35 protein-coding genes are annotated in these 22,660 nt (G+C 29.4%); all 35 read right to left on the bottom strand.

Going from position 1 to position 22,660, the window contains the following annotated elements; translation table 11 throughout:
• Window positions 1-177: 177 nt before the first annotated feature.
• Window positions 178-603: a hypothetical protein gene (locus tag OW729_RS09750; protein ID WP_268061301.1), complete on the bottom strand. Its 426-nt coding sequence runs from the start codon at window positions 601-603 to the stop codon at window positions 178-180.
• Between the two features lie 256 nt (window positions 604-859).
• Window positions 860-1,099 carry a hypothetical protein gene (locus OW729_RS09745; RefSeq protein ID WP_268061300.1) on the bottom strand — a complete coding sequence of 80 codons (240 nt, stop codon included), beginning with the start codon at window positions 1,097-1,099 and terminating at the stop codon, window positions 860-862.
• A gap of 150 nt (window positions 1,100-1,249) precedes the next feature.
• Entirely contained in the window at window positions 1,250-1,486 is a 237-nt protein-coding gene (locus OW729_RS09740; protein WP_268061299.1) for a hypothetical protein, read from the bottom strand.
• A gap of 115 nt (window positions 1,487-1,601) precedes the next feature.
• On the bottom strand, window positions 1,602-2,456 hold the full coding sequence (locus tag OW729_RS09735; RefSeq protein ID WP_268061298.1) for a hypothetical protein: 855 nt from the start codon (window positions 2,454-2,456) through the stop codon (window positions 1,602-1,604).
• Between the two features lie 38 nt (window positions 2,457-2,494).
• The gene (locus tag OW729_RS09730) at window positions 2,495-2,653 is read right to left on the bottom strand and encodes a hypothetical protein (protein WP_268061297.1); all 159 of its coding nucleotides are present in this window, start codon (window positions 2,651-2,653) and stop codon (window positions 2,495-2,497) included.
• A 99-nt stretch (window positions 2,654-2,752) separates the two neighbouring features.
• Entirely contained in the window at window positions 2,753-2,950 is a 198-nt protein-coding gene (locus OW729_RS09725; protein ID WP_268061296.1) for a hypothetical protein, read from the bottom strand.
• Window positions 2,937-3,239, bottom strand: a complete 303-nt coding sequence (locus OW729_RS09720; protein WP_268061295.1) for a hypothetical protein — start codon at window positions 3,237-3,239, stop codon at window positions 2,937-2,939. Before OW729_RS09720 ends, OW729_RS09725 begins: the two co-directional genes overlap by 14 nt.
• Complete coding sequence (locus OW729_RS09715) at window positions 3,236-3,898, bottom strand: hypothetical protein (protein WP_268061294.1); 663 nt, start codon at window positions 3,896-3,898, stop codon at window positions 3,236-3,238. Before OW729_RS09715 ends, OW729_RS09720 begins: the two co-directional genes overlap by 4 nt.
• Entirely contained in the window at window positions 3,895-4,518 is a 624-nt protein-coding gene (locus OW729_RS09710; RefSeq protein ID WP_268061293.1) for a phage tail protein, read from the bottom strand. The genes OW729_RS09715 and OW729_RS09710 overlap by 4 nt, the downstream gene beginning before the upstream one ends.
• A gap of 3 nt (window positions 4,519-4,521) precedes the next feature.
• The gene (locus OW729_RS09705) at window positions 4,522-5,148 is read right to left on the bottom strand and encodes a putative phage tail protein (RefSeq protein WP_268061292.1); all 627 of its coding nucleotides are present in this window, start codon (window positions 5,146-5,148) and stop codon (window positions 4,522-4,524) included.
• Window positions 5,129-6,223: a baseplate J/gp47 family protein gene (locus OW729_RS09700; RefSeq protein ID WP_268061291.1), complete on the bottom strand. Its 1,095-nt coding sequence runs from the start codon at window positions 6,221-6,223 to the stop codon at window positions 5,129-5,131. Before OW729_RS09700 ends, OW729_RS09705 begins: the two co-directional genes overlap by 20 nt.
• Window positions 6,223-6,636, bottom strand: coding sequence for a DUF2634 domain-containing protein (locus OW729_RS09695; protein WP_268061290.1), 414 nt, complete (start codon window positions 6,634-6,636; stop codon window positions 6,223-6,225). The genes OW729_RS09700 and OW729_RS09695 overlap by 1 nt, the downstream gene beginning before the upstream one ends.
• A gap of 1 nt (window position 6,637) precedes the next feature.
• Window positions 6,638-6,979 carry a DUF2577 domain-containing protein gene (locus OW729_RS09690; RefSeq protein ID WP_268061289.1) on the bottom strand — a complete coding sequence of 114 codons (342 nt, stop codon included), beginning with the start codon at window positions 6,977-6,979 and terminating at the stop codon, window positions 6,638-6,640.
• Window positions 6,980-6,981: 2 nt separating this feature from the next.
• Window positions 6,982-7,956, bottom strand: coding sequence for an XkdQ/YqbQ family protein (locus OW729_RS09685; protein ID WP_268061288.1), 975 nt, complete (start codon window positions 7,954-7,956; stop codon window positions 6,982-6,984).
• A 16-nt stretch (window positions 7,957-7,972) separates the two neighbouring features.
• Window positions 7,973-8,662, bottom strand: coding sequence for a LysM peptidoglycan-binding domain-containing protein (locus tag OW729_RS09680; RefSeq protein WP_268061287.1), 690 nt, complete (start codon window positions 8,660-8,662; stop codon window positions 7,973-7,975).
• Window positions 8,662-10,803, bottom strand: a complete 2,142-nt coding sequence (locus tag OW729_RS09675) for a hypothetical protein (RefSeq protein WP_407647660.1) — start codon at window positions 10,801-10,803, stop codon at window positions 8,662-8,664. The genes OW729_RS09680 and OW729_RS09675 overlap by 1 nt, the downstream gene beginning before the upstream one ends.
• 58 nt (window positions 10,804-10,861) lie before the next feature.
• Complete coding sequence (locus OW729_RS09670) at window positions 10,862-11,629, bottom strand: SHOCT domain-containing protein (protein ID WP_268061285.1); 768 nt, start codon at window positions 11,627-11,629, stop codon at window positions 10,862-10,864.
• A gap of 265 nt (window positions 11,630-11,894) precedes the next feature.
• Window positions 11,895-12,308, bottom strand: coding sequence for a phage tail assembly chaperone (locus OW729_RS09665; RefSeq protein ID WP_268061284.1), 414 nt, complete (start codon window positions 12,306-12,308; stop codon window positions 11,895-11,897).
• Between the two features lie 20 nt (window positions 12,309-12,328).
• Window positions 12,329-12,793, bottom strand: a complete 465-nt coding sequence (locus tag OW729_RS09660) for a phage tail tube protein (protein ID WP_268061283.1) — start codon at window positions 12,791-12,793, stop codon at window positions 12,329-12,331.
• A 3-nt stretch (window positions 12,794-12,796) separates the two neighbouring features.
• Window positions 12,797-14,107, bottom strand: coding sequence for a phage tail sheath family protein (locus tag OW729_RS09655; RefSeq protein ID WP_268061282.1), 1,311 nt, complete (start codon window positions 14,105-14,107; stop codon window positions 12,797-12,799).
• A complete protein-coding gene (locus OW729_RS09650; protein WP_268061281.1) occupies window positions 14,108-14,278 on the bottom strand; it encodes a hypothetical protein in 171 nt (56 codons plus the stop codon).
• On the bottom strand, window positions 14,268-14,699 hold the full coding sequence (locus OW729_RS09645) for a phage tail terminator family protein (protein WP_407647659.1): 432 nt from the start codon (window positions 14,697-14,699) through the stop codon (window positions 14,268-14,270). Before OW729_RS09645 ends, OW729_RS09650 begins: the two co-directional genes overlap by 11 nt.
• A 62-nt stretch (window positions 14,700-14,761) precedes the next feature.
• Window positions 14,762-15,016, bottom strand: coding sequence for a hypothetical protein (locus OW729_RS09640; RefSeq protein ID WP_268061279.1), 255 nt, complete (start codon window positions 15,014-15,016; stop codon window positions 14,762-14,764).
• A 106-nt stretch (window positions 15,017-15,122) separates the two neighbouring features.
• Window positions 15,123-15,251, bottom strand: a complete 129-nt coding sequence (locus OW729_RS09635; RefSeq protein ID WP_268061278.1) for a hypothetical protein — start codon at window positions 15,249-15,251, stop codon at window positions 15,123-15,125.
• Window positions 15,252-15,256: 5 nt separating this feature from the next.
• On the bottom strand, window positions 15,257-15,670 hold the full coding sequence (locus tag OW729_RS09630; RefSeq protein WP_268061277.1) for an HK97 gp10 family phage protein: 414 nt from the start codon (window positions 15,668-15,670) through the stop codon (window positions 15,257-15,259).
• Complete coding sequence (locus OW729_RS09625) at window positions 15,670-16,044, bottom strand: hypothetical protein (protein WP_268061326.1); 375 nt, start codon at window positions 16,042-16,044, stop codon at window positions 15,670-15,672. The genes OW729_RS09630 and OW729_RS09625 overlap by 1 nt, the downstream gene beginning before the upstream one ends.
• Window positions 16,045-16,058: 14 nt before the next feature.
• Complete coding sequence (locus tag OW729_RS09620; protein ID WP_268061276.1) at window positions 16,059-16,355, bottom strand: hypothetical protein; 297 nt, start codon at window positions 16,353-16,355, stop codon at window positions 16,059-16,061.
• Between the two features lie 16 nt (window positions 16,356-16,371).
• Window positions 16,372-17,400, bottom strand: coding sequence for a major capsid protein (locus OW729_RS09615; protein WP_268061275.1), 1,029 nt, complete (start codon window positions 17,398-17,400; stop codon window positions 16,372-16,374).
• 12 nt (window positions 17,401-17,412) lie between these two features.
• Window positions 17,413-17,784 (bottom strand): hypothetical protein, encoded by a 372-nt coding sequence (locus tag OW729_RS09610; protein ID WP_268061274.1) that lies wholly within the window; start codon window positions 17,782-17,784, stop codon window positions 17,413-17,415.
• 12 nt (window positions 17,785-17,796) lie between these two features.
• Entirely contained in the window at window positions 17,797-18,438 is a 642-nt protein-coding gene (locus OW729_RS09605) for a DUF4355 domain-containing protein (protein ID WP_268061273.1), read from the bottom strand.
• A gap of 143 nt (window positions 18,439-18,581) precedes the next feature.
• Complete coding sequence (locus tag OW729_RS09600; RefSeq protein WP_268061272.1) at window positions 18,582-18,815, bottom strand: hypothetical protein; 234 nt, start codon at window positions 18,813-18,815, stop codon at window positions 18,582-18,584.
• 11 nt (window positions 18,816-18,826) lie between these two features.
• Window positions 18,827-19,237: a hypothetical protein gene (locus OW729_RS09595; RefSeq protein WP_268061271.1), complete on the bottom strand. Its 411-nt coding sequence runs from the start codon at window positions 19,235-19,237 to the stop codon at window positions 18,827-18,829.
• A gap of 235 nt (window positions 19,238-19,472) precedes the next feature.
• Entirely contained in the window at window positions 19,473-19,739 is a 267-nt protein-coding gene (locus OW729_RS09590) for a hypothetical protein (RefSeq protein ID WP_268061270.1), read from the bottom strand.
• Window positions 19,732-21,306: a minor capsid protein gene (locus tag OW729_RS09585; RefSeq protein WP_268061269.1), complete on the bottom strand. Its 1,575-nt coding sequence runs from the start codon at window positions 21,304-21,306 to the stop codon at window positions 19,732-19,734. The genes OW729_RS09590 and OW729_RS09585 overlap by 8 nt, the downstream gene beginning before the upstream one ends.
• Window positions 21,306-22,658 carry a phage portal protein gene (locus OW729_RS09580; RefSeq protein ID WP_268061268.1) on the bottom strand — a complete coding sequence of 451 codons (1,353 nt, stop codon included), beginning with the start codon at window positions 22,656-22,658 and terminating at the stop codon, window positions 21,306-21,308. The genes OW729_RS09585 and OW729_RS09580 overlap by 1 nt, the downstream gene beginning before the upstream one ends.
• Window positions 22,659-22,660 lie beyond the last annotated feature (2 nt).

Genomic DNA, 22,660 nt, shown 5'->3' with positions numbered 1-22,660 from the left:
ACTATTTGTATAACTTCTTGAGCTTGAATTTAAATAAGAGTAATTGACCACGCAGGGATTACTCTTATTTTTTTACAATAAAAAAAGACCTTATTGGTCTTAATATTTTTAATTTGTAAAACCAAAAGAGCTTGAACTAATCCAAGCTCTTTTAATATTTATATTACATTTAAAAAATTATCTATATATTGTTTCTATACCTAAGAGATCATCATCAGCGTACAAATATACGTGAGCTTGTGTCCAATCTGTATAACTAGAAAACCAATGTCTATATGCTACGCATCTTGTTGTATCTTCAATTCTATCTAGCCTTCTATTATTATTATCACAAAAGCGGATATCAGCTCTATAAGAGTGGCTTTCGTAATCCTCTGGGTATATAGTTACACCTAAACTATCATACCCATCTTTAGTTACATTGAAGTCATAACCCTTATTACTAATGTAATTACTTCTAACTTTTTGTGACAAATTAGTTGTATTAGTGGTTTGTACGCCATTTTTTATAGTAGTTGCTTTAGCAGTTCCACCAAATATTAAACTACTTGTCCCCACAATTGATAATGCCATCAAGCATGATATTATTTTTTTAGATTTCATAATACTACCTCTTTTCTGTATTTTATTTATAATGCTCTATATATAGTCTTCTACACAAATTGTAATTTTCCTTCCATATTTTCAAAATATTTGAAATAATCTTTTTAATTTTTTTATTAGAATACATAAACTAAAATTTTACTGTCATCATGCTTGTATAAAAATAGGCAAAATAAAAAGACTACATATTATAATAGTCATTACTTTGCCTTTAATAATTATTTAGTTTCTTTTACTATATATTTATAGTATTTATTTATTTAAAATTACCGTTTTTTATAAGCTCAAATCCCTCTTTTAAAACTAATTCTCCATTAATGTCTATTTCTCCAACTAAAAATTCTCTTCCTTGAAAATCCTTAGCAAAGTATTCTTCTGTTCTTTTAAATAAATTTGCAACATATTCCCCACTTTCTACATCAGCAAAAAGCTCTTTTCCTCCATTAGTATACAACTTGAATCCCTCTATACATTTAACTTTTATACTATTTTTCATTATATATCCTCCTAAATATATTTCGTGTATAAACCAACAAAAGACTGTTTTTTATTTGTTTTATATATATTGTTATTAAATTCACTTACTACACCATTTGCAAATCGTTTTTAAATAAAAAAACCAACTGTATAGTTGGCTTTTTTATTTCTATTTTTTACTGTATAACATATCATCTAGCTCTTCGTCTCTTAAGATATATTGTCCTAATTTTGATTTTCGTTTAATCTCATCCCTATATTCTACTATTAACTCAATATTATCAATAGTATAATCCCTTGCATAATCTTTACTTGGTGTATCACCAATGTCCCTTTCCCTAACAACTTTTTTTGATGGTTTATCTATTATTATTTCCCCATCCTTATTAGTTCTATGGACTGCCAATGACGTATCATATACCTATAACCAAAAATATCCATAAACAGGTATTTATAAGTATTTATTTACACTTATAATTATTTATAGATATAAAAAAGGCACTCAATAGAGTGTCCTTAGATTAGCTTTCAGTATATGTTTGCTTAAGTCTATAATAAGCGTATATCGTTGATAAATAGTAATGAAACATCCATTCATACCAAATAGATTTATCATATTCTTTGTTTTGATTTTTATTAGGCTTGTCTTCATGCCTTATTTCAAAATTATTTACTATATTAAAAATTAATTTATCATGCTTATTCTTATTGAAATTCCATTCACTATTAAATATTTCTTTCATATCTTCCCTTAGTGGTTCCATAACATCAGCAAGCACAGCTATAGCTTTTTGCTTTTCTACTAATGTTGAAGAAAAACTAAAATACATTTTTATTGCACTTCTTATTTTTTCAACAATGTTATCTGTTATATTCTTAGGACATTCTTTTTGTATTAAATCTAATAGACCATCATTTGGCAAAACTATTACATGTCCCTTATTATCTAAAAAATATCCATCTTCATAAAACCTAAGAAAACTATTTATATGTTCTCTAAATTCTTTTTGTGCTTCATCCTTTATTAAGTCATCATATTCATAAGGACTTAATGCGTCAGAATCTATTTTACCAATATGTTCATACAATATTTCTATAACTGAAAATAAGTCTCCTTTACTATATCTATTGTAATGTTCATCTATTGGATAAACTTTATTGTTATGAAGATGTTTTAACAAATATATTTCTGGGCTTGGTTTCATAGTTGGGGCTAGTACTAATTTATTATTTTTATATAATCCTCTAAATGCAATTTCGAAGTAGTCCTTCTTTAAAAAATAAATATATGTTTGTATAAAATATTCTTTTAAATCACTAAGGCTAATTTTAAAATTTTTATTCCAAAGACCTTGTCTTTCAGTATAAAATGTCATAGGCTCCCTCCATTGTAAATTTATCTTAGATAAATTTCTTATTTGTTGTGTTTGTTTAATTCCTCCTCTTGGTCTACAAAATTTTTAAGTTGTAAATTAATCCAAGTAGAAAATTTAATACCTTTTTTTTCTGCAATTGCTATAAACTTTTCATAGACCTTTTCATCTACTGTTATATTCTTTTTTATTGTAGCCATGTACCATCTCCCCCTTTTAGGAAGATTATACAATACATACTAAAATTTATAAATACACACTAGTGGTTATTAATAACTACAAATATACATAATCTATACCTATTGTGCAGCTGTTTCTTCTTTAACCTCTTCTGTTTTATTTTCCTCTAATCTTGGATTTACTTTTTGCATAAGCTCTGTATATTCTTCTAAAGTAATTTGATTAAAAGTATAAAATACATTTAACTTCTTTGTCATATCTTCCTTTTCAAATCTTTTATGATCGATTAAATTTTTTAATATATCATATAGTTTCATCTTTTAATCCTCCTACTAATTCTTTATATTTTTGATTTATTATAATTTCTTGTGTATCTAATAATTGTTTTTCTAATTCTTTATTTACATCTGGATATAATTCATCAAAAACTATTTTTCCATTCTCAACATGCATTTTTTTAACTCTGTCAAACTTGTACTTATACTGTTCATAGTCTAAATCTAAATACTTCAATTCTATATTTTCTAATTTATCTGCAATTTCTATGCAAATAATTTCTGTTTCTCTTGTTAATTTATTTTCTTTATAGATTATTCTTCTTTTCATGTTATCACCTCTAATAGTTCTACTTCTTTTAAATTAAGTGTAAATGAAATTGCTTTAATCCTTTCAGTACTATATCCTAAAAATTTTTTCATTTGTATACTTATAATATCATTTTTATTTAATGTTATGTCTCTATCAAAAGTATATATAACTCCATTACTAGTTGTCACAGGATAAGATACTGCAACTACAGCATTATTATTTTTAAATAATATTAGAGATAATGCTCTTTCATTAGCAGTATTTGTTGTCATATCAACTTTTAATAAAATATTAAAAGTTCCGTCTACAGAAACTTTTAATTTATAAAATGTCTCATAATTACTAGATATAGTTTTAATTGTATTGTCATCCAAAATCGTAGCAGTATTTACACCTTTATTTAAAACAATCGCGTTCCCCTGAACTCCAAAAACACTAGTTCCATTTCTAATGTTTTCTGGTTTCAAATTAGAATCCCCATTTACTTTAATAAGATCATAATAACCATTCCTAAAAGTTTGAGTATAAGTTGTGGGAGTTATTATTTTACTTCCCATATTAGGCATAGTTCCAACTAAGTCAGTACCATCATTACTGCTAAATGTTTTGTCTTGTAATACTTCATTAGTCTTTGCATTGCCACTTCTACCAATAGGAATTAAATCTCCTACATTCATACAGCCACCACCTTCAAATATGGTCTACCATTTTTTACAACTAATTCATACTTTGCGGTTATAGTTTCATCTTTTAATATTTTATCTTGCTTATTTGTCGCCATATCAGACAATGATGACTCAACAGATTTCTTAAAATCATTCAAATTATTGCTCAAAAGTTGTATGTCTTTTTGAGTAGCTAATATAACTGTAGGATCTATTTTAAGAGTTACCGAAGATGTATTGCTTACTTCTAAAATCATTTTTATAACTAAATCTTTTGTACTTCCATCTTGGGCTTGAGGCTTATATGTTTCTGGATATTTTCCTATGGCTATCATGTTATTTTCATCATCAAAAATTCCAGCTTCACGTATCATAAACCCGCCAATGGAACTTGGTATTATAACTTCTATAACTACCCAGTTAGGATTATCCTCATCTACCCTAATAGAATTTATATTCCCCTGCCATACTTCATTAACTAAATCTTCTTGTTCTTCTGTTGGATTATAATATTTCCCTTTACCATCTCCAACTTTAAGAGTTGCAAAATTAACTTTGTTTCCTAATGCAGTTGCATTAGCTATTTTCGCTTTACCTATTTTAGTTAGTAGTGTGTAAAATTGCTCTGCCATTAATTAAGCCTCCTTCCTAGGATATACTGTTATATTTTCTACTCCTATATTACCGCCCATAGCTATATTAACTTTACCTCTAGATGTTATATCTTTAGGCATCCATGGATATACAGTTATTTCTTCACCACTTGTTATTACACTAACGTAATAAATATTAGAATTTATTTTTTGTACTAATGAAGAATTAAGCAGCATATTACAAGGTATAATATTTCTAAAGTTATCCACTATCTCATTAAACATACTCCAATCAAAAGTGTTTATTTCTACTTTTAATACATATTCATCATTAAGTACTTCAACTTTGTAATTACCTTCACCAAATAAGTTTTTTAACTTTAATTCAAGCGCTTTCTGTGTTATAGGCATCTTATCCATTTTTCTATTTTTAATTCTTAGCTTTCTAAATTCTAATGTATCATTTACTAAATCAGCTTTAATTTTAAATAACTTTTCCTGATGTTTTATACCGTATTCTGTTGCAGTATCTATAAAATTTTCTTTTAGAATTCTTTGTTGTACTTTTTCAATTAATTCTATCTCTATATTTTCAGTATCCATTATTTCTTTAAAATCTCTTATATTAGCAATCTCTGGTGGTAAAAAATCAATTAATTTCTTTTTCATTTAATATCACCTCTTTTAGAGAAGGAACTTCTACACTTTCTAAAGATAAATTCTCTTCTTTACCATTTATCTTAGTATTAAATAGATCTGCAACACCCTCTACATTTAAAATTCTTGCTTCAATCTGACTTATTCTAACTATTGTGTTATCCTCTTCATGCCATTGTTTTCTAAGTTGTTTCAAATATTCATTTATAATTTTTTTAATATCTTCTTGAACTTGGCCAATAGTAAGTCCTCTCTTTAAAAGAAGCTTTGTTTCTATAGTTATTTCTATATTTTTAGAACCTAATACAGTAACCACATGTCCTACTGGAGCAATTCCTAATCCTTTACCTTGGTTTGATACTGGATCTAAAGTAGTTTGCACCTTATCTATTAATTCTTTGGTAGGAACACTATAATCACTATCTAAAAATACTATTTTTATAGTTCCTCCACCATTCCATATAGGAAATACCTTTACAGTTCCAACCCCTTCAATGGCTCTAGTATTAATTTTATAATCCGCTATGTTACCACCATAAGGTTTCTCATTAAGATGCTCTATATATCTATTAAATAAACTTAAATTATTCTCTTCATCTTCTCCAGGTATTAATAATTCTCCTAATGTAGCAATAGATAAACCTTCTATATATTCTATTGGTATTAGTTGGCCTGTTATAGAATTAGATTCTACTCCTAAGGATTCACACTTCATTTTAAAAACTCCAGTTGAAATTTTTTCTGTAACTATAAAGTCAAAGTCTTCAATAGAAAACCTACTTCCGATAGGTACATCTATAGACTCATTTTCCTGTCCATAAAAATAAGCTTTCTTTATAGAAGATGTAGCCATCTCTCTTTTAAGCCCTTCTTCTGCAACTCTTAGATCCAAATATTCTTCTGGCATATCAGGGCTTACAAAAGTACATTTTAAAAAATAGTCCATATCTGAATACATCTTTGCAACTTCTTGTGCTGCAGGTGCTAATGCATTATAAATTATAGACCCTTCTCTTTTATCTAGGGTATCAGGTACTCTGTTCATCATTCTTTTAAGGATAGCTTCTTCAGTGTTTTGCTCAAACATCACTTAAACCTCCTTTCTATAGGAAATTCTCCATAAATAGAAAAGATAGTGAACTCTGCAAGAACACTATCTTCTTCATACTCAAATATAAAATTATCTACATTTTTTATTCTATCATCTTGACTTAAAGCTTCCTTAACCCTTCTCTTAAATTCACTCTCTGCTATGCCTTTATCTATAGTTATAAGCCCTTTTAATTCACTTCCATAGTTCCAGCTATATATTAAGTACTCATATCTTTCAATGCATAAAATAAGTTCTATGGATTGTTTTAATGCTTCAAGTTCATCTATGAAGCCTTGTATCCTTCCATCTTTTATTTTATATGTTTTGCTAGGTTGTATTACTGCCTGTTCTATACTTAAATTTGTTCCTAAAGTAGCTCCTTGTGGTAATATACTAACCTCACTCATATTACACCACCTTATCTAAAATAACGTATTGCTGTCCACCTTGGACTCTAAGCAATAAAACTTTATCCCCTTGTTTTAAACCTTCTCTAATTACCAACTTATCTAAAGATGTGTTTAAATTAGTAACAGAATTGTCTTTATAATCATGAGTATGTTTTAAATCTACTTCATACCTAGTTAAGCTTTCAGGAATAATAAAAAAGTCTTTATCTAGCACAAGCTTTTGGTCCACTTTTATTTTAAAATCATCTGTACTTAATACTTTTCCAAATAAAATACTTACTGGATTACTAGCACCTACTGCCCCCATACTTGCTTCTTTTATAATATCTAACATCCCCATCATCACACCGCCTTTAAATCAAAATCCATAACTAAATTACCTTTTTCAAATTTATGCGTAGCTTCTTCAATGACAAAATAATGGCTAACACCTATATCTATAATTTCTACATAAACACCAGATCCACCACGTAGTTTTAAATCTTCAGCTATATCTGTACTCACTACATCCTTAAGGTTCAAAGTCCTAGTTTCTCTGTTTTTAAGTTCTAAAGTAGAATTTACTATTTCTTGTACCTGTGCCTTATTTAATTTTTCATCTACTTTCTTATAGTATTGAAGCCTTCCCCATTTAGCAATATTCTTACTATCTTGTGCAATGTATACATCTCTGCCTTTAGTATCTTTATTATCTCTAACAATTTTAACCCTGTTATAAGTGTCGCTATCTATACTCTTTTTCCAATCATAATCACCAAGATTATTTTCATCAGAAATCATTACTTCCTGCCTCATATTATTTATATTTCTTAAGTTTAAATATCCAAAATCATCATATAAAACATAGCTTTTTTTAGTTGCCATTAGTGTTTTATCTAATGAGCTATAGATTATATCTAAGAGTTTTTTATCATCTTCTAATAGACTTGAAATTGTATATGTTGTATCTTCTATAGTTCCTATTCTTAATCCAACATCTTTAGCAATCTGGCTAATTATTTGGCTCGCTTTTTTATTTTTAAACACATAAGTGTCATTGCTTAACAAATACCTAAGTTGGTCATAAGCTATTATTTTTATATCATGGTTTTTGCTGCCGCCATTTTCAAAAATATATCCATAGAACACTTTATTGTTATCTACTTTGAAGCTTATTACATCACCATTATTTATAGAGATTGATTCATCTTTCAAAACTTTAAATTCTAGGCTAGATGGCTTACCTTTTCTTTGTGTTTTCCAAGTAACTTCACTTACTAATTCAGATATGTCAAATATCTCTCCTTTTTTATTATCCAACAATAGTTGTATTTGCATTTATTTAAACACCTCTCTACGGAAGCCTTAAAACTTGTCCTGTATATATTAAGTTAGGATTCTTAATCTTATCTTTATTCAAATTATAAATTTCTTTCCATCTAGCTCCATTTCCTAAATACCTTTTAGCAATGTGCCACAATGTATCATTGCCGCTAACTGTGTGTGTTTTAGGATAACTTTTAGTATTAGGTCTTGTAGGCTTAGAACTTGCTATCACACTTTTCTTTTTAACTTGAGACTGATTAGCTAAAACAGTTTTCTGTGTTGCTATAACTACTTTTTTAGCAGCATAATTTTTATATCTCTTAAGTTCTATAGAATAGTGTATATCCCCAACCTCTCCACCTTCCTCATAAGGTTTAAAATTTTCTATTGTAAATAAGTCATTAACCTCAAGCGGACTTCCTACAAATATAAATCTTATCTTTTTTTGTTTTTCTCTCCATTCCCTAATTTTATTAATATAAAAACTCGGAGAGAATAACTTCTCCGAGCTTACATAAGGTCCTTTATGTTTAGGAAAGAAACTTTCAAAACTTATTTCCATCAACTTAGGTTTATTGATTATATTTATCTCTCCTAAATTAATAATGTCATATGTTTTGTTGTCTCCATCTTCATTAAATTCGATTTTTTCTGGTAGTACAGGAAGGGTAAATCCCTCTTCACCATCATTAATTCCTAAATATATTTTATAAGCCATTAATTATATACCCCCTCTGCACTATTAACTAATTCATTTTTCATGTAAGTTTCTATTTTAGTTATTATTTTATTTATGTCAGCTTCTTCTTTAATATCTCCAGTTGTAACTTGTACTGTTGGAGTTAAAGTTACAAAGTTTTGTACACTTTCCATTTCTGCAAGATCTCGCATCATTTCTAAATGTTCGTTAGAAATATCTATTTTATCATCTATATTTTTCAAATGCTTATTTGCATTCTTTAACCCTTTATTTTTATTTTTTTTATCTTTTTCTCCAGGCATTGTAAGTTCCCCTGGACCTTGTGCTTTATTCCAAGCTGCTAAATCGGGCATCTTTGAAGCTGTGGGCTTTTTAATATTATTAAATATCTTATTTATATCGAATTTTTCTTCAATATTTTTCCCAACTTTATAACCTGAATTATAGGCTTTCCCATATTCAAATCTATCGAAATGTTGTGCAGCAGCGTCGATTCGTTGAATTTTTATTTTAGGCTCCCCAACTAAATTGTCCACCGCACCCTGTAAGCTGCCTCTCCATCCATTTACTGCATTCGCCAAATTCGAACCAAAGATAGTATCTATCGCAGATGCTATCCCTTGCAAAATTTCTAAAACTGTATCTGCCATTCCTGCAAATAATCTAACTATCGACCCTATAGGATCCACAAATACATTAGCTAAAAACTCTGCAAAATTTGCAAATGTATTATAAGCTAGAGCCACAATATCTAATATTAAGTTGCCAAGTGCTACAAATAAGTTACCTATAAAAGCAAGCCCTGCCATAAATGCTCCACAAATTAAGCCTGTGGCACTTACACTTGTCCCTGCAAAATGGTTTACTGCTGCTACGGCCGCATAAAATAAAGCTATTAATATAATTATTGCAATAATAATCCAAGTAATGGGACATATCGCTAAGGCTGCGTTTAAACCTTCTTGGGCTAATGTTAAAGCAATTACTGCTGCAGTTTGTGACCATGAAGCAATAGTATGCATAATTTTAGCGGTGACATCTTTTATGGTTGTTAACCAGGCAATTCCCATTGTTGCGTTATAAACTATTAAGGACCCTATAATCCCCCAAATAATAGGACTAATTATACTCCAATTGCTTTCTACTACATTTCCAATCCATTGGAATCCATCTATAACATTCATCGTTAGACCAACAATCAGGCTTAATCCTGCCCCTATACCTCCAAAAAAGGTATTAAAACTTCCGTTTTTAAATCCCTGGTTTATTTTAGCAAGCAATGGTTTTACTATTTCTAACCCACTATTGGCAGCTTGTGAAAATGCAGTTTCTACATTAGACTTAAAGTTATTCATTTGTGCTACTGCTGATTGGTTAAATTCCTGGAGGGCTTTATCAGTTGCACCTTTTTTAGCAAGCAATTTATTAAACTTATTTATGAATTCATCCATACTTTTAGAAGCTTTAAGAATTTCTGCATCAACCTTACCAAATCCAAATCTGCTTCGTAAAGACATAAAATCTCCACTCATGGCTTCTTTAAGTGCAAATCCTGCACCTTCTAATCCTTGAGTTGGATCTAAGAAAGCTAATTTTTCAGCAGTTTTATTTAGTTTCATAAGACTATCTGTATTTTTGGTAAATTGTATAAATGACCTTGTTATAGCATTAAATTCTTTTAATCCATAAACACTTATATTAGCATATTTATTTAATTCTTCAAAAAAAGCTCGCCCTACATCCTTATTTCCCAACATACCACTTATAACAATAAGTTGCTGTTCTAGTCTGGCAGCGCCACCTATAGTTAAATCTATTCCTTTCTTAACAGCTTGGAATCCTAAATAAGCACCTACAAGTCCCTTTACTTTACCTATTAACACATTAGACTCATTTGAACCTCTATTAAATGCATTATTTAGCTGATTTTGACTATTTGTTGCACTGTTCTGCGCAGTTGATAATCTTTGTAATTCAGCAGCAGCTCTTTGTGTAGCTGTCTGAGCAGCATTTAAGCTATTAGTTAATCGTATGTCTCTATTGCCCGCCGCATTCATATCATTCATTGCTCTTATTGTTAGATTTAATGCATTCGTAACCTGTTGCAAAGGTCTTGTCATTTGGTCAAACATTTGCAAACTAGTTGATACTGTTGTCACGCCCTCACCTCTCTTCCAAGGCATAATAAAAAGCACCTACATAAGTAAGTGCTTAATTCTATTTATTTAATATTTTATTTTTCTCATTAGCAAATTCTTCTTGCGTTAATAATCCATCTTCTACTAACTTACTTAACTTTCTAATTTCATCTGCTACAGATATAGTGTCTTCTTGTTTATGTAATTTCACTTTCTCATTTTTAGTTATTACTGACAACATTGAAAGAATTTCTTGAGCTTGAGAGTATGCTATCTTATATAAAGTTGAGTTTGATTTTGTTTTCGTTTTTATCAATTCTACATAAATAGCTGGATTACTAGTATAATTAACAGTTATTTTAATTCTTAAACTGTTAATTATAGATTTAGTCTTCTTTTTGCCAGTTACTCCACCAACTACTGCCCCAACTCCTCCCAATAACACACCGCCAGCAACTGCTCTTCCAAGTCCACCTTTTGTTATACTTTCACCATCTTCTAAAAGCTCAAATTCTAAAATATCTTCAAATTTATATACTTTAGGATTGAGTTTTTTACCTAAAACTCCATCAGGTATAAGCCATAATTTATTCTGTTTATCAAATTCTATATATGGCTTTATTTTTTTTGTTGCTGTAAACTGACTTAACAATTTTTTATTGTTTTTATTATCCTCTATTTCATTTAATATCACTTCTTTTGTCATATTTTTATTTATTTTTACTTGGAAAGGAATACTACATAAATGTAAACAATCTTTACAAATAAATCCGTTAGCTATTTTCTTTTTCCCTTCTTCATTACCACAAATACAACAATTTTCTTTATTTTTAAAAAATAATCCCATTTTGTATACCCCCAATATTTGCTACCATTTAGTTAATTAAATAGTAACAAATATTGGATTTCAATTCAATGTTATCTTTTTCTTTTAGCTTTATCCATTTGTTTCTTTTCATTCTCTATATGCAAATCTATGCTCGCATATATAAAAGCTTTTTCTCTCCTATCTATTGGGGCTAATGGAGATTTTCCAGCTAATACTCCTGGTCTGATTTTTAATCTGTGGAGGGCATAGTGAGCGTAATTAGCTTCACCGTCACCCTCCTTTATTAGTTTTTTGCTTCTTCTACTAGCTCCTGTATACCTTTATCATATCCGTTTATTTCTATAACAGTACTTGACCAGTCTGCATACTCACCATCAGTCATTCTTGACTTCATTGCACTTAAAAGCTCCTCTGCTCCCATTACTCCCCAAGCCTTTTGTAGTTCTGCATTTTTTAAATCAGGATATGTTGTAGTCTCTATTATCTGATTAGCTATAAACTTGTCTTGGTCAGTTTCAATCATTTTCTGACCCTTAACTAATGTTACCTTTTTACATTTCTTTCTAAGTTCGTCCCCTTTGTCAGCGTTTATAGGCTTAAACTTCATCTTTCTTTTCCTTCCGCCCATTACTATCTCTCTTTCTATTTCTTCCACTTCCTCAAAGCTATCCATTAAAAAATCTTCAAAATTATTCATTATATTATTCTCCTTTCATTTTATCCCAATACTGGTTTATTAAATTTATCTAATAGATCCACATCATCGTATGTGAATGGTATGTCTTCTTCTAATGAATCTGAATCCACATCAAGTAATGCCATTGGACACTCATCTAAGTTACAGTCTTTAAGTACTATTGTTTGTTTTCCGATAGTACTTGTAGGATCCTCATTTACTACAGTAAGATCAAAATAAGTATCTATACCCTCTTTCATGTATTTAATCATCATTTCTCTAAATAAAGAAGTTACATAATAAATTGTTAATGTACCTGTTCCCTTATATCCTTTTGCTTTACTTTGTGTTCCTCTTTTACCTAAAGTTTTGCCCTCACTTTTTTCTTTTTCAACCTTTGACTCGATTTTTTTAGCATAAAATAATTCTTCATTTCGACCATTTATTGTCGCGTATGCTCTCCCTTCTTGTCCACTTATCGTATCTTTAAACTTTAAAAAAGACATATACTATTCCACCTCCACATCCATATAAAGTTTTTCCATAGCATCTATAGGTTGTACACCTACTCTTGCTAATACAGAATCTTTATCATTCCCTTTTCTAATCTCAACATCTTCGGGAACTACATTTTCTAAAGCCCCAATTCCTTGTAACCCCTCTAAGAACTTAATTACATCTTTCTTAAATAAATTTCTGCCATCTTCACTATTGTCACCTTTGCCAATATAATTGACTTCCCAGAGTAGCCTACTTCCATTGTTCACTTCAAAAAGTGTCCTAATAACTCTATTCTTTCTATAATCTTTCCCTTTATCTTTAGTAAAACTTTTAAATGTGTTAATATCCTGTTCTATAACTACTCTTCTATTGCTAATAGTAAATACTATTTCTCCATTTAATAGAGCTTCTTGTATTTCCCTATCTGTATATTTAACATCTACATCAATAGCACCAGGATATTCTAAATATGTGTTTGATTGATTCACACTTGCTCCTGCTGTAGCTCCAGTTACAAATGCGACCGCCTTATCAGATTTTATTATTGTGCCATCATTTAAAATAACACCATTTTTAACGCTAATAACATTTTCACTATCTGCTTCTGGATAATTTTCTAATACTAATTGAACTTGTCTACCTTCTTCTTTTAATCTTTTAATAAATGTGGTCGCAACTGTTTTTATGCTAAGGTCCTTCGTTGGAATACCTATGGTATGAAACTCATAGGGCTCAATTGTAGCTAGGTAATCGGTGTAACTTTGATTAGTAACAGTTCCATCTTCACCACCCTTAAGAGTAAGACCTGCAGTAGCTTTTAATTCTCCAGTACCTTTAAACTCAACATAATTGTTAGGTTTTAATTCTTCAATGTTCTTAACTAATTGCTTATCTACTTTATTTCCTTCAAACATAGTTATAACTTCAAAACTTCCTATATTATCAATATTGTTTTGAATTACTAGGGTAATACCATTCCCTTTAGTTCCACTATATTTAGCATTGCAAGTCAAAGTATCTAATGTAGCAGTAGCCCTAGTACCTTCGTTTAATCTATACAATAGTAATGTCTTTGCCTTTTTAAAGACTTCTCTAATAAGTAATGCACTTTCATCAGCTATATTAATGCCTAAAGTCTTAGATAAATCATCATCTGCCTGTATAGTAATAACTTCTTTTTCAGGTCCCCATGGCAACACTAAAGGCATTGTAGCAATACCTCGTTCTCCTATTGGTGTTTGCTCATTTTTCTTGGATCCAAAATTTATATAAGCACCTGGTCTAATCTTATTTTCTTTGGTCCATGTTCCTCCTGCCATCTATTTCACCTCTTTCTTATTAAAATCAACTATAATTTTTTTAACTTCTTTCAAACTATAGTCCTTATCTTCTAGTAATGCTTTTAATATGTCTTTTTCTATAACTGTAAATTGCTTAGAAGATACTATTTGTTCTTTAGTAAATTTAACTTCTTGTTCTTTATCTAGCATTTAAATACACCTCCTGTTTCAATTTATTCATTTTAGGAGCTTTTTCAATTTCCTTAATAACTTTATAGTTAAATTGTAGGAAGAAATGTAGAACCCCATCTATAACCTCATGTGTCATGTTAGTAGCTCTATATAAATTGTCATTTACCTGTACATATTCAAGCAGGTCATAGAACTTATCAGCCATGTTTAAACAATCTGAATTAATATCTTCCTTGTCTGAAAAATAATGAATATCAAAGAATACATTCTTTTTATATCTAATATTTAATTCTTTATCCTGTTCTGAACTCAAAATCTTAACAAAAAAACAAGGCTCCTCAAAGTCTTGTTCTATCTTTTCATTGTATATAGTTATGTTAGGAAATTCTTTATCTAAAACATTATTAATTCCTATTCTTAAATCATTTATAGTAGCTATATTATCACCTTCTTATTTAATGTTATATTAACAGAATATGATATTGATTATATTAGCGATAATTAATACCTCAATTTTCTCTTTGCTTTTCTAATTATTATTTCCATCAGATAACGTATTCTTCCAAAAATATTAGGTCGGGTGGAAATAACTTTTATTTCTTTTTCTCCGCCACCCATAGAACCTTTTTCGCCTTCTGCATATTCTATATCCTTAATATTTCCAATCAAATCAGTCTTAAAACTTATTATATGTTGCTTTCCATCAGTTTCAAAAATTATATATTGTATTCCAAAATCAATTCCAAAGAACTTCATATTATCACATCCTTTATATAGCTTAAGTGTATACGCCCTGTATATTTTCAAGTTCTTTTGATAAATATGATTCAATCTGAGAAATAATTTTCTCAATGTCTACTGGTTATGTTTGATTGGAACTTATTGAAACCTGTGGAGTTAAAGTAATAACATTTTGTACTGGCTGGACTTTTCCTTCAAGCTCAGTCACTCTTTTCTTTAAATCATTAATTTCTTTTTTTAACTCTTCCACCCTTATCACCTACCATTCAGTATTTGATTCAACAACTCTACTTGTTTTCGTTCTAAAAATCGTGGGAGCTCTCTTTCTATTTCATTCATAGATATTTCAACCATAAAGCGCCCTTCAACCCATTCTTCGTGGTTTCGTGTTCTATGTCCATTATTGACATATGAAGCATATTCAACATTGTTAAATATCTCTATTACATAGCTATCTCCATGTTTCTCTATACTTCCTACTTGCCAGTTACGTCTTAAATGCCCACTATCTACTGGAGTTCTTTTTTTAATCTTTCTTTCAGCTCTAAAAGCCATTTCAAGTAAAAATTCTTTTATCCATCTTTCAATTACTCTTTCATCTAAAGCTTTCTGGAAATTTTTAGCCATATTCCTAAACTCAGAGTAATCAAAGCTTCCTAACCTAGCCATTAAGCTTTACCTTCTTTACTTAATATAACTTCTTGGTGTGTATTATAGGAGAATCCTTCTCCAGCTTTATACTTAGTTATTATTCCAAATTGGTTAGTAACTTCTATTTCATCACCTTGATTTATTGCTAACTCAGGAGATATAAAAAGCTTAAGTTCATAAACAATCTGATTAACTGTATCAGTTTGATTATTTTTACTTAAGCTTTGTTTAGATACTTTACAAGGCTTATTTTCATATTTTATTTTTGGTACTATTTTAGTTTCTTTAGTTTTAGGATCTTTAATCTTTTCTTTACCTCCACTTATATTACAAGTACAATCATATAAACTTTCAATAGCTTTTCGTGCTTGTTTAAATGCTTTACTTAGCATCACCACACCAACTCCTAATACATTTTTATATAAGGTTGAGGGAGCAATGCCTTAATTTCACAATCAACAATTAAATTATCTATTGTATCATCATAGCTAATAGATGTATCTCCCTCCACAATAGACTTTATTCCAGTAGGTTTAGCCTCTTGAGTTTCTTTAGCTTTACAAATCATTCTTTTAACTGCTAACCCATAATTCTTTTTAATATAATCATTAGACATATCCTTGTTTAAATAATTTCTTATAGATGTACAAGCGATTTCCTCATATTCTTCATCTGTAAATTTATTTTCAGAATTTAAATCCATAATTTCAACTCCAATACTAAGCTAATGTTATAGTACCAATTCCAACCTCTAAGCCATGTGGCATAGATGGTAATGCAGTAGCAGCCGCTTTAGTATATTCTCCTACTGGATCTATGGATGTGTAAGTTCCCACAAATATATTACCTACCATCGAAGCCATATCCATTTTACCATCCCCTATAAGTTTTATTTCTTCAGCAGTTAAACCGTATATAGTTTCACCTAAAGTTTCATCCCCAAACATACTTATAACATTATCAGGGAAATATCTCTTAGTATCAAAACCTGTAGAAGTTTCTATTTTATATTTTCCTTCATATACTGCTATTTGTGGCAAATCCATTTGAGATAACAAATCGTTAAGTTGTGCTAAAGTAACAACTTTATCTGAATTTACTCCAAAAACAGCCTTTCTTACACTTGTATTATTGCATATAGCCTTCATAATCTTTCTCGATGTCAAAGCTCTCGTTGGCCTAGCACCACTTGAAGTTTCTATTGCAGTAGCTAAAGTATCTAAATCATCAAGTGGTTTAGACTTAGCGGTATCACTCCAATCAAATGATTTTTTATTTTCATCAGGTACACCATAATCTAAAGTTACCTTGACACCATTCTCTTCAATTTTAAGCTTACCTGAAGAAAGAACCTCCATCCTCATAGCTTCAACTCTTACTTTAACTGATTCAACCATTTTTTCAGAATCATTATAAAGTTGCCCCAGTACAAAAGCTAACTCTGCATCAGTACGTGGATTTTGAACTTTAATTATATCTTTTTCAGTAAGCTTAATTTGCCTCTTAATTAAAGCAAGCTCAGCAGCTCCCTTCTCAATAGCTTGTCTAGAAGCTAATTGAGTTTTTGTATCTAGAGCATGAACCGAAGCACTTACAGGCAATCCTCCAGCACCTAAGATCATATCAAATTCAATATCTTGAATCTTTCTTTCTGGGAATAAAGCTTCACCTAGCATTGGCTTAGCTGTTCTTTCCTTAAAATAATTAATTAATTCTTTAGTATTAAAAACTTCTTCTATTCTTGGCATGTATAACATCTCCTATCTAAATTTTATATTTGGTAAAGCTGTTTTAATTGCTGTTATAGCTTTATTTGCAAATCCATTTAAAACCCTATCAACTCTTAAATATCCTTCTACCACTAAACTACATGGCATATCTCCATTAGTTACATCCACAGTCTTATAAAGAACACCTACAGGAGTAGTAGTTAATGTTTCTGAACCACTGGCTCCAGTTTGCTTAACCACATTGCCATCAGCATCTATTAAGCTACCAGCTAATACATATTTCCTACCACGTTCGTCTACAGTTGCTCCAGATGCCAATACTGTGCCACTAAAAGTTACTAAATTAGATGGAGTTACTAAAATCTCCATATCTGAATTATAAATTTCTCTTTTAAAATACATAATATTCCCTCCTTATTTATCATTGCCCCATGGATTAGGAGCACCTTCTACTTTATTTCCATTTGCTTGTGCTGCTATTGCTGCACCTATTGATATTGGTTTTCCATCAGAACCTTTACCTGGTATATAACTATTAGATTTCATTTTTTCTGTAGTAAGTGATTCTAAACCTTTAGACCAATCTTCAGCTATTGAATCAATAACTTCTTTAGTTTTATCAAAGTCCTCATCTAAGCATTTTTCAACTATACTAGATGGTAACTTTTTATCAGCAGCATATTTAATAGCTTCAGCTAATAAATCTTTTCTAGCATTAGCAGCTCTTTCAGCTTCTAATTGTTTTTCTAATTCTAACAATTTCTTTTGAGTAGGATCAGTAACTAAATCAGGATATTTTTCTTTGATGAATGGTTCTAGCTCCTTTTCTAAGTTGTTTTTCTTCCAAGTATCTAATGCTTTATCAAAGTGTTTGTCGTTTTCACTTTCTAAAAAAGCCTTAAAATCCTTATCAGTTTTAATTTTGTTCTTTACCGCGTCTAAAGTTAAACCAGAAGTTTTAAATTCTTCCTCAACATCAGTTCCAGCTAATAAAGAATTTATATCCTCATCATCTTTCGCATCTTTAATTTTTTCTAACAAATCTTTCTTTAACATATTTCCTCCTATCCCCTAAACCTCTTTGTGGGCCTTAGGACATCCTTAAAATTTTGATTACACCTTCGCACACTTATATAAGCATATAAGACGTTTAAAGCAGTTTGAGCTATACTTTAGGGTAAAATAAAAAAGCCTTATTTCTAAGACTTAATTTTTCTTTCATTCATACGATTAACTTCTTTTGTAATATCCATAATAAGTGAAACTTTAGCAGGATCTATAAATATCATTCTTGGTTTTTCATATGAGTTATCTTCAATAAGTGTGTTTCTTACGCTATGATTATTCACAATAAACTCTTGTATCGATTCTTCTGTATCTTTTGAAGCAATACAAACTTCTTTACCATCACACACAATACAAATATAATTCATTCTAACTCCTCCTATTCGTAAACGCCTTTAACATCTCTAATCAATTCTCCCCGCATGTAGTTTTCAATTTTTTTAATTATTTCACCAGCATCTATGTTTACTGAAGTAGTTAATTTATTAGAAATAGTTGCATCTTTAGTAAATATATCTGGATTATCTTTTATAAATCCATGAAGTGCATTGCTTAATCTAATGACAATTGCTTCATCTTGTTCAAAACCAATATATTCAAACAGCCCATGAATAACTTCATGCAAAAAGATATTCTTTTTATATTCTTCAGACATATCATTTTTAAGTCTTATTTCTTGTTTATGATATAATATTTGCCCATCTACTTGAGGACCTTCTTCTGATGGATTATTGTATTCAATAACACTATAAGTGACTCCACCAATCTTAACTTTATTTGGTATATTCATTTAACATCACCTCGCTTTCAAATCAGATAATAATAAACATAATTAAAACCCATATTAGCTCATAAATAGCATTTAACGTGTTGCCTTTTCCCTTTTCTTTCATAGCTTTATTCATTTTATATACAGCGAAAATGTGTGCTAAGATTAGAAAAATAATCTTCATATAAATCATTTGAAAAACCTCACTTTTAGACATAATAAAAGCACTTACTATTTTTACTTAGTAAGTGCTTAATTAATTTGTTTGCCTATAGATTTCATCATAAATTGCTTGAAGATTACGTCCATCTTCATTTAAATAATTTTCATTTATAAAACCAATTTCTACTTGTTTATCTTCTACATATTCCATTAAATCTAATTTAGTATCTATATCTAAATCAAAATAAGTAATACTATGTTGTCTATATTTATTTCCTAAAATTTTATTTTTTAGCTTCTTATCATCCAATACTTTAATTAAATAATCAAACAATGAGTTATTCAATTCTATTCTATACACCCTTTAACCTCCTTACTAAATCACTATCTGTAGGATTACATTGGATTAAATTACCTGTCTTTGGATTAATAGAAACTGTTACTTTTTCTCCTATAATCTTATGACTTTCTTTTCTAGGTTCTTCTTTTATTTTTAATGGTTTTTCTAATGCATTTTTAATACCTTCAACTTCTACTCCATCTCTTGGTGCATTAGTCTTAGGATCATTGCTTGTGCCTAATACTCTATCAATAAAATGTTTTGAGTAACTTTCAATCTTAACTCCATTAGGAGTTGTTATTCCTATTAAATTATTTTGTATCTTATTCTTACACAACTTATAATCTCCCAAAGTTGAAAATGCTGAAATATCTCCTTCAACTCTAGATTTATAATAATCCTTCATTGTATCCCATTCATTAACATTATTATACTTGAATTCTTGGAATTTATCAAAAGATGTAGGCATTTCTTTTTCTAAAACCTCTTTATATTTCCAAAACTGCTGCTTATCACTAGATTTATTTTGTATTTTCTTTTCTTCTACAAATGCTTTACGATTATTAGTAACATTTTCTTTGTACCAATCTTCGTATTTCATATTACCAGGTACATATTTATTCTTACTTGTCACAGGATCTCTAGCGATTCTTTCTTCGTCTACTGCATCTGGGAAATATGCAATAGTAGTGGTTCTACAATTAGGATGAAATGGTGGAGCATTAATTCCTATTTCTTTTTCATCCACTTTAAATATTTTTCCATCCATGAACCTACATATTTTACTAGTACGCAAGTCTAACGTAGCAAGTATTTCATATTGTTTAACAACTCCACTTTTACTATAACTATCAAAAGTGGCTTTACTAGCTATGTAGGCACTCTCTGTATTAACTAGTCTTCTAGCTCTGCCAATTCCTACGTTCATTTTATTAGCTATTATTTTAGATGTTTTGTCTATACTAATTCCAAGCGTAAAAGCTTTAAGAAGATTAGCTTGCAATTCCTTAATTAATATTTCTTTATTATTCCATATTCTACTACTGTAATTCCCTTTATACCAAGGTTCTCTAATTGCCTTACTTATTGTATTAGTGTCTAGTTTTACAAAATTAATATTAATACCCACTCCTTTGTACATTTCAAAGATATTTCTATAATAATTATCTTCATGTATTTCACTTAAAAGGCCTGTGGTATTATTTTGCTGTTTTGTATACAAACTCTCTATTTGATTTCTTATCTGTGTTTGTAGGGCTTGTAACCGTGTTACTCTAACCTTGTAAGATACATTATTAAGTTCTTTTTCCCACTGTAGATTCTTATTGTCTTTAGCTTTTTTAGTAAACTCCCTTAAATCCATTTTAAACTCTCTTAATTCATTTGAATTTAATAATTTTTTAGCTTCTATTAATGATATCTCATTATTTTTTGCAAACTTTCTATAAAAATTTTCGACATCATCCTGAATACTTTTGAAAGTTTGTCTATATTCTCTTTCCATCTTCAATTTATAATTATCAACCTTTTGAAATTCATAATCTGAGATATTTTCAGCTCTTTTTTTCCAATAAGCCTTACTTTTCATTATTCAACTCCAACTCTAGATATATCATCATAACCATTTCCTAAGTCAATTTCTTCCTCTAATTCTTTTTTAACTTTTTCTGCTTCAGCAACTTTATTATTTACAAAACTGAATAAGCTTCTTGCAGTATCTTTGGATATAGTTCCTTCTGGAACCTGTGAAAGCATTTGAGCAGTTGCTAAATCATCTGAAGGAATATTTGGTGTATAAAGAGCTTTAATATCTTTATAATCATAAAACTTATTTTTCTTTAAATCTAAATATTTAAATAAAAATCTAAGTCTATTTTTTACGATGTTCTTATGAGATTTAATCTCTAAATTACATTTATTCCCTAGCACTATTAATCTAGATTGTAATGTTACTCCACTTAAATTACTTTGTAATTTTTCATTATGATTTATATGACAAGCTAATTGATACATTGTATCCTCATATCTATCTAGAGTATTTTGAATAAATGTATCATTTATATCTTTAATCAACCATGCGGCATCTCCACCACTCTGCGGAAATTGAATAACACCTAATTTTTTCATATTTGGTATGTCTTTTTCATCAACTTGTGCATTCTTAAATAATAAATAAGCATTTCTAAAATCACTTATTTCATTTCCAACATCACTAAGATTAGTTTCAAAAGCATCCTGAAGTCCCTTAATATCTTTATATAAACTATCATCTGTTCCCTCTTCTGTTAACTTTCCTATAGTAACAGGTACTTCTCCAAAAATATTGTTCGTTGGTAATGCTATTTGATTAAATTTATTGTCAAAATGATATATTTTATCAGCTGTATAAACATCGATATAACTATTTGTAGTTTCAAAGTCATTTTTAAAAGAATGTATAAAAAATAAAACCTTACCTGAAGCATTATCCATATAGGCATAACCATCAGTAGGTTTTATAATTTTACTGCAAAAGTCAGCATTATCATCTATATAATATAACTCATACACTTGAGTAAAAATAAGCAAATATTTCATTAAATCAGTATCATGCAACTCATCCCAATGTGCTGTATAATACTCAATATCCTTTATAATATTAGAATCATTATTTCTAGACTCATAAGTTATATCATTTCCAAGCGTATAAGCGACTTCTTCCTTAATAAATTTTTTAATATAATTAGCACTTATTTTTAAATTAGATCTTTCAGTAACAAATAAGTATTTTCTTATTGCATCTGTATCACCTTTGTAGTACCTATACATTTTGTCATAAATATTTTTGAAAATATAGTAGCTACCATAAGCCTTTTTAACTAAATTTAAATGTTCAGGGTTTTTTAAGTCTAACCCTATTTCTTTTCTAAATAATTTCTTCACTAAATCGCTTAAATTCAAAT

The organism is Clostridium brassicae, assembly GCF_026738875.1.
Classification (GTDB): domain Bacteria; phylum Bacillota; class Clostridia; order Clostridiales; family Clostridiaceae; genus Clostridium_H; species Clostridium_H brassicae.
This window is presented reverse-complemented; position numbering and strand designations above follow the sequence as displayed.

Excerpts from the sequence above, each read along its gene's own strand:
- OW729_RS09700 (WP_268061291.1), bottom strand. The coding sequence starts at position 6,223 with ATGTTTGAGCAAAACACTGAAGAAGCTATCCTTAAAAGAATGATGAAC.
- OW729_RS09640 (WP_268061279.1), bottom strand. The coding sequence starts at position 15,016 with ATGAAGTTCTTTGGAATTGATTTTGGAATACAATATATAATTTTTGAA.
- OW729_RS09705 (WP_268061292.1), bottom strand. The coding sequence starts at position 5,148 with ATGAAAAAGAAATTAATTGATTTTTTACCACCAGAGATTGCTAATATA.
- OW729_RS09605 (WP_268061273.1), bottom strand. The coding sequence starts at position 18,438 with ATGTTAAAGAAAGATTTGTTAGAAAAAATTAAAGATGCGAAAGATGAT.
- OW729_RS09745 (WP_268061300.1), bottom strand. The coding sequence starts at position 1,099 with ATGAAAAATAGTATAAAAGTTAAATGTATAGAGGGATTCAAGTTGTAT.
- OW729_RS09620 (WP_268061276.1), bottom strand. The coding sequence starts at position 16,355 with ATGGATTTAAATTCTGAAAATAAATTTACAGATGAAGAATATGAGGAA.
- OW729_RS09685 (WP_268061288.1), bottom strand. The coding sequence starts at position 7,956 with ATGCAAATACAACTATTGTTGGATAATAAAAAAGGAGAGATATTTGAC.
- OW729_RS09720 (WP_268061295.1), bottom strand. The coding sequence starts at position 3,239 with ATGAAAAGAAGAATAATCTATAAAGAAAATAAATTAACAAGAGAAACA.
- OW729_RS09695 (WP_268061290.1), bottom strand. The coding sequence starts at position 6,636 with ATGAGTGAGGTTAGTATATTACCACAAGGAGCTACTTTAGGAACAAAT.
- OW729_RS09735 (WP_268061298.1), bottom strand. The coding sequence starts at position 2,456 with ATGACATTTTATACTGAAAGACAAGGTCTTTGGAATAAAAATTTTAAA.
- OW729_RS09670 (WP_268061285.1), bottom strand. The coding sequence starts at position 11,629 with ATGGGATTATTTTTTAAAAATAAAGAAAATTGTTGTATTTGTGGTAAT.
- OW729_RS09595 (WP_268061271.1), bottom strand. The coding sequence starts at position 19,237 with ATGAATATACCAAATAAAGTTAAGATTGGTGGAGTCACTTATAGTGTT.
- OW729_RS09655 (WP_268061282.1), bottom strand. The coding sequence starts at position 14,107 with ATGGCAGGAGGAACATGGACCAAAGAAAATAAGATTAGACCAGGTGCT.
- OW729_RS09690 (WP_268061289.1), bottom strand. The coding sequence starts at position 6,979 with ATGGGGATGTTAGATATTATAAAAGAAGCAAGTATGGGGGCAGTAGGT.
- OW729_RS09710 (WP_268061293.1), bottom strand. The coding sequence starts at position 4,518 with ATGGCAGAGCAATTTTACACACTACTAACTAAAATAGGTAAAGCGAAA.
- OW729_RS09730 (WP_268061297.1), bottom strand. The coding sequence starts at position 2,653 with ATGGCTACAATAAAAAAGAATATAACAGTAGATGAAAAGGTCTATGAA.
- OW729_RS09750 (WP_268061301.1), bottom strand. The coding sequence starts at position 603 with ATGAAATCTAAAAAAATAATATCATGCTTGATGGCATTATCAATTGTG.
- OW729_RS09585 (WP_268061269.1), bottom strand. The coding sequence starts at position 21,306 with ATGAAAAGTAAGGCTTATTGGAAAAAAAGAGCTGAAAATATCTCAGAT.
- OW729_RS09610 (WP_268061274.1), bottom strand. The coding sequence starts at position 17,784 with ATGTATTTTAAAAGAGAAATTTATAATTCAGATATGGAGATTTTAGTA.
- OW729_RS09630 (WP_268061277.1), bottom strand. The coding sequence starts at position 15,670 with ATGGCTAGGTTAGGAAGCTTTGATTACTCTGAGTTTAGGAATATGGCT.
- OW729_RS09715 (WP_268061294.1), bottom strand. The coding sequence starts at position 3,898 with ATGAATGTAGGAGATTTAATTCCTATTGGTAGAAGTGGCAATGCAAAG.
- OW729_RS09680 (WP_268061287.1), bottom strand. The coding sequence starts at position 8,662 with ATGGCTTATAAAATATATTTAGGAATTAATGATGGTGAAGAGGGATTT.
- OW729_RS09625 (WP_268061326.1), bottom strand. The coding sequence starts at position 16,044 with ATGCTAAGTAAAGCATTTAAACAAGCACGAAAAGCTATTGAAAGTTTA.
- OW729_RS09650 (WP_268061281.1), bottom strand. The coding sequence starts at position 14,278 with ATGCTAGATAAAGAACAAGAAGTTAAATTTACTAAAGAACAAATAGTA.
- OW729_RS09725 (WP_268061296.1), bottom strand. The coding sequence starts at position 2,950 with ATGAAACTATATGATATATTAAAAAATTTAATCGATCATAAAAGATTT.
- OW729_RS09615 (WP_268061275.1), bottom strand. The coding sequence starts at position 17,400 with ATGCCAAGAATAGAAGAAGTTTTTAATACTAAAGAATTAATTAATTAT.
- OW729_RS09600 (WP_268061272.1), bottom strand. The coding sequence starts at position 18,815 with ATGAATTATATTTGTATTGTGTGTGATGGTAAAGAAGTTTGTATTGCT.
- OW729_RS09665 (WP_268061284.1), bottom strand. The coding sequence starts at position 12,308 with ATGAATAATTTTGAAGATTTTTTAATGGATAGCTTTGAGGAAGTGGAA.
- OW729_RS09660 (WP_268061283.1), bottom strand. The coding sequence starts at position 12,793 with ATGTCTTTTTTAAAGTTTAAAGATACGATAAGTGGACAAGAAGGGAGA.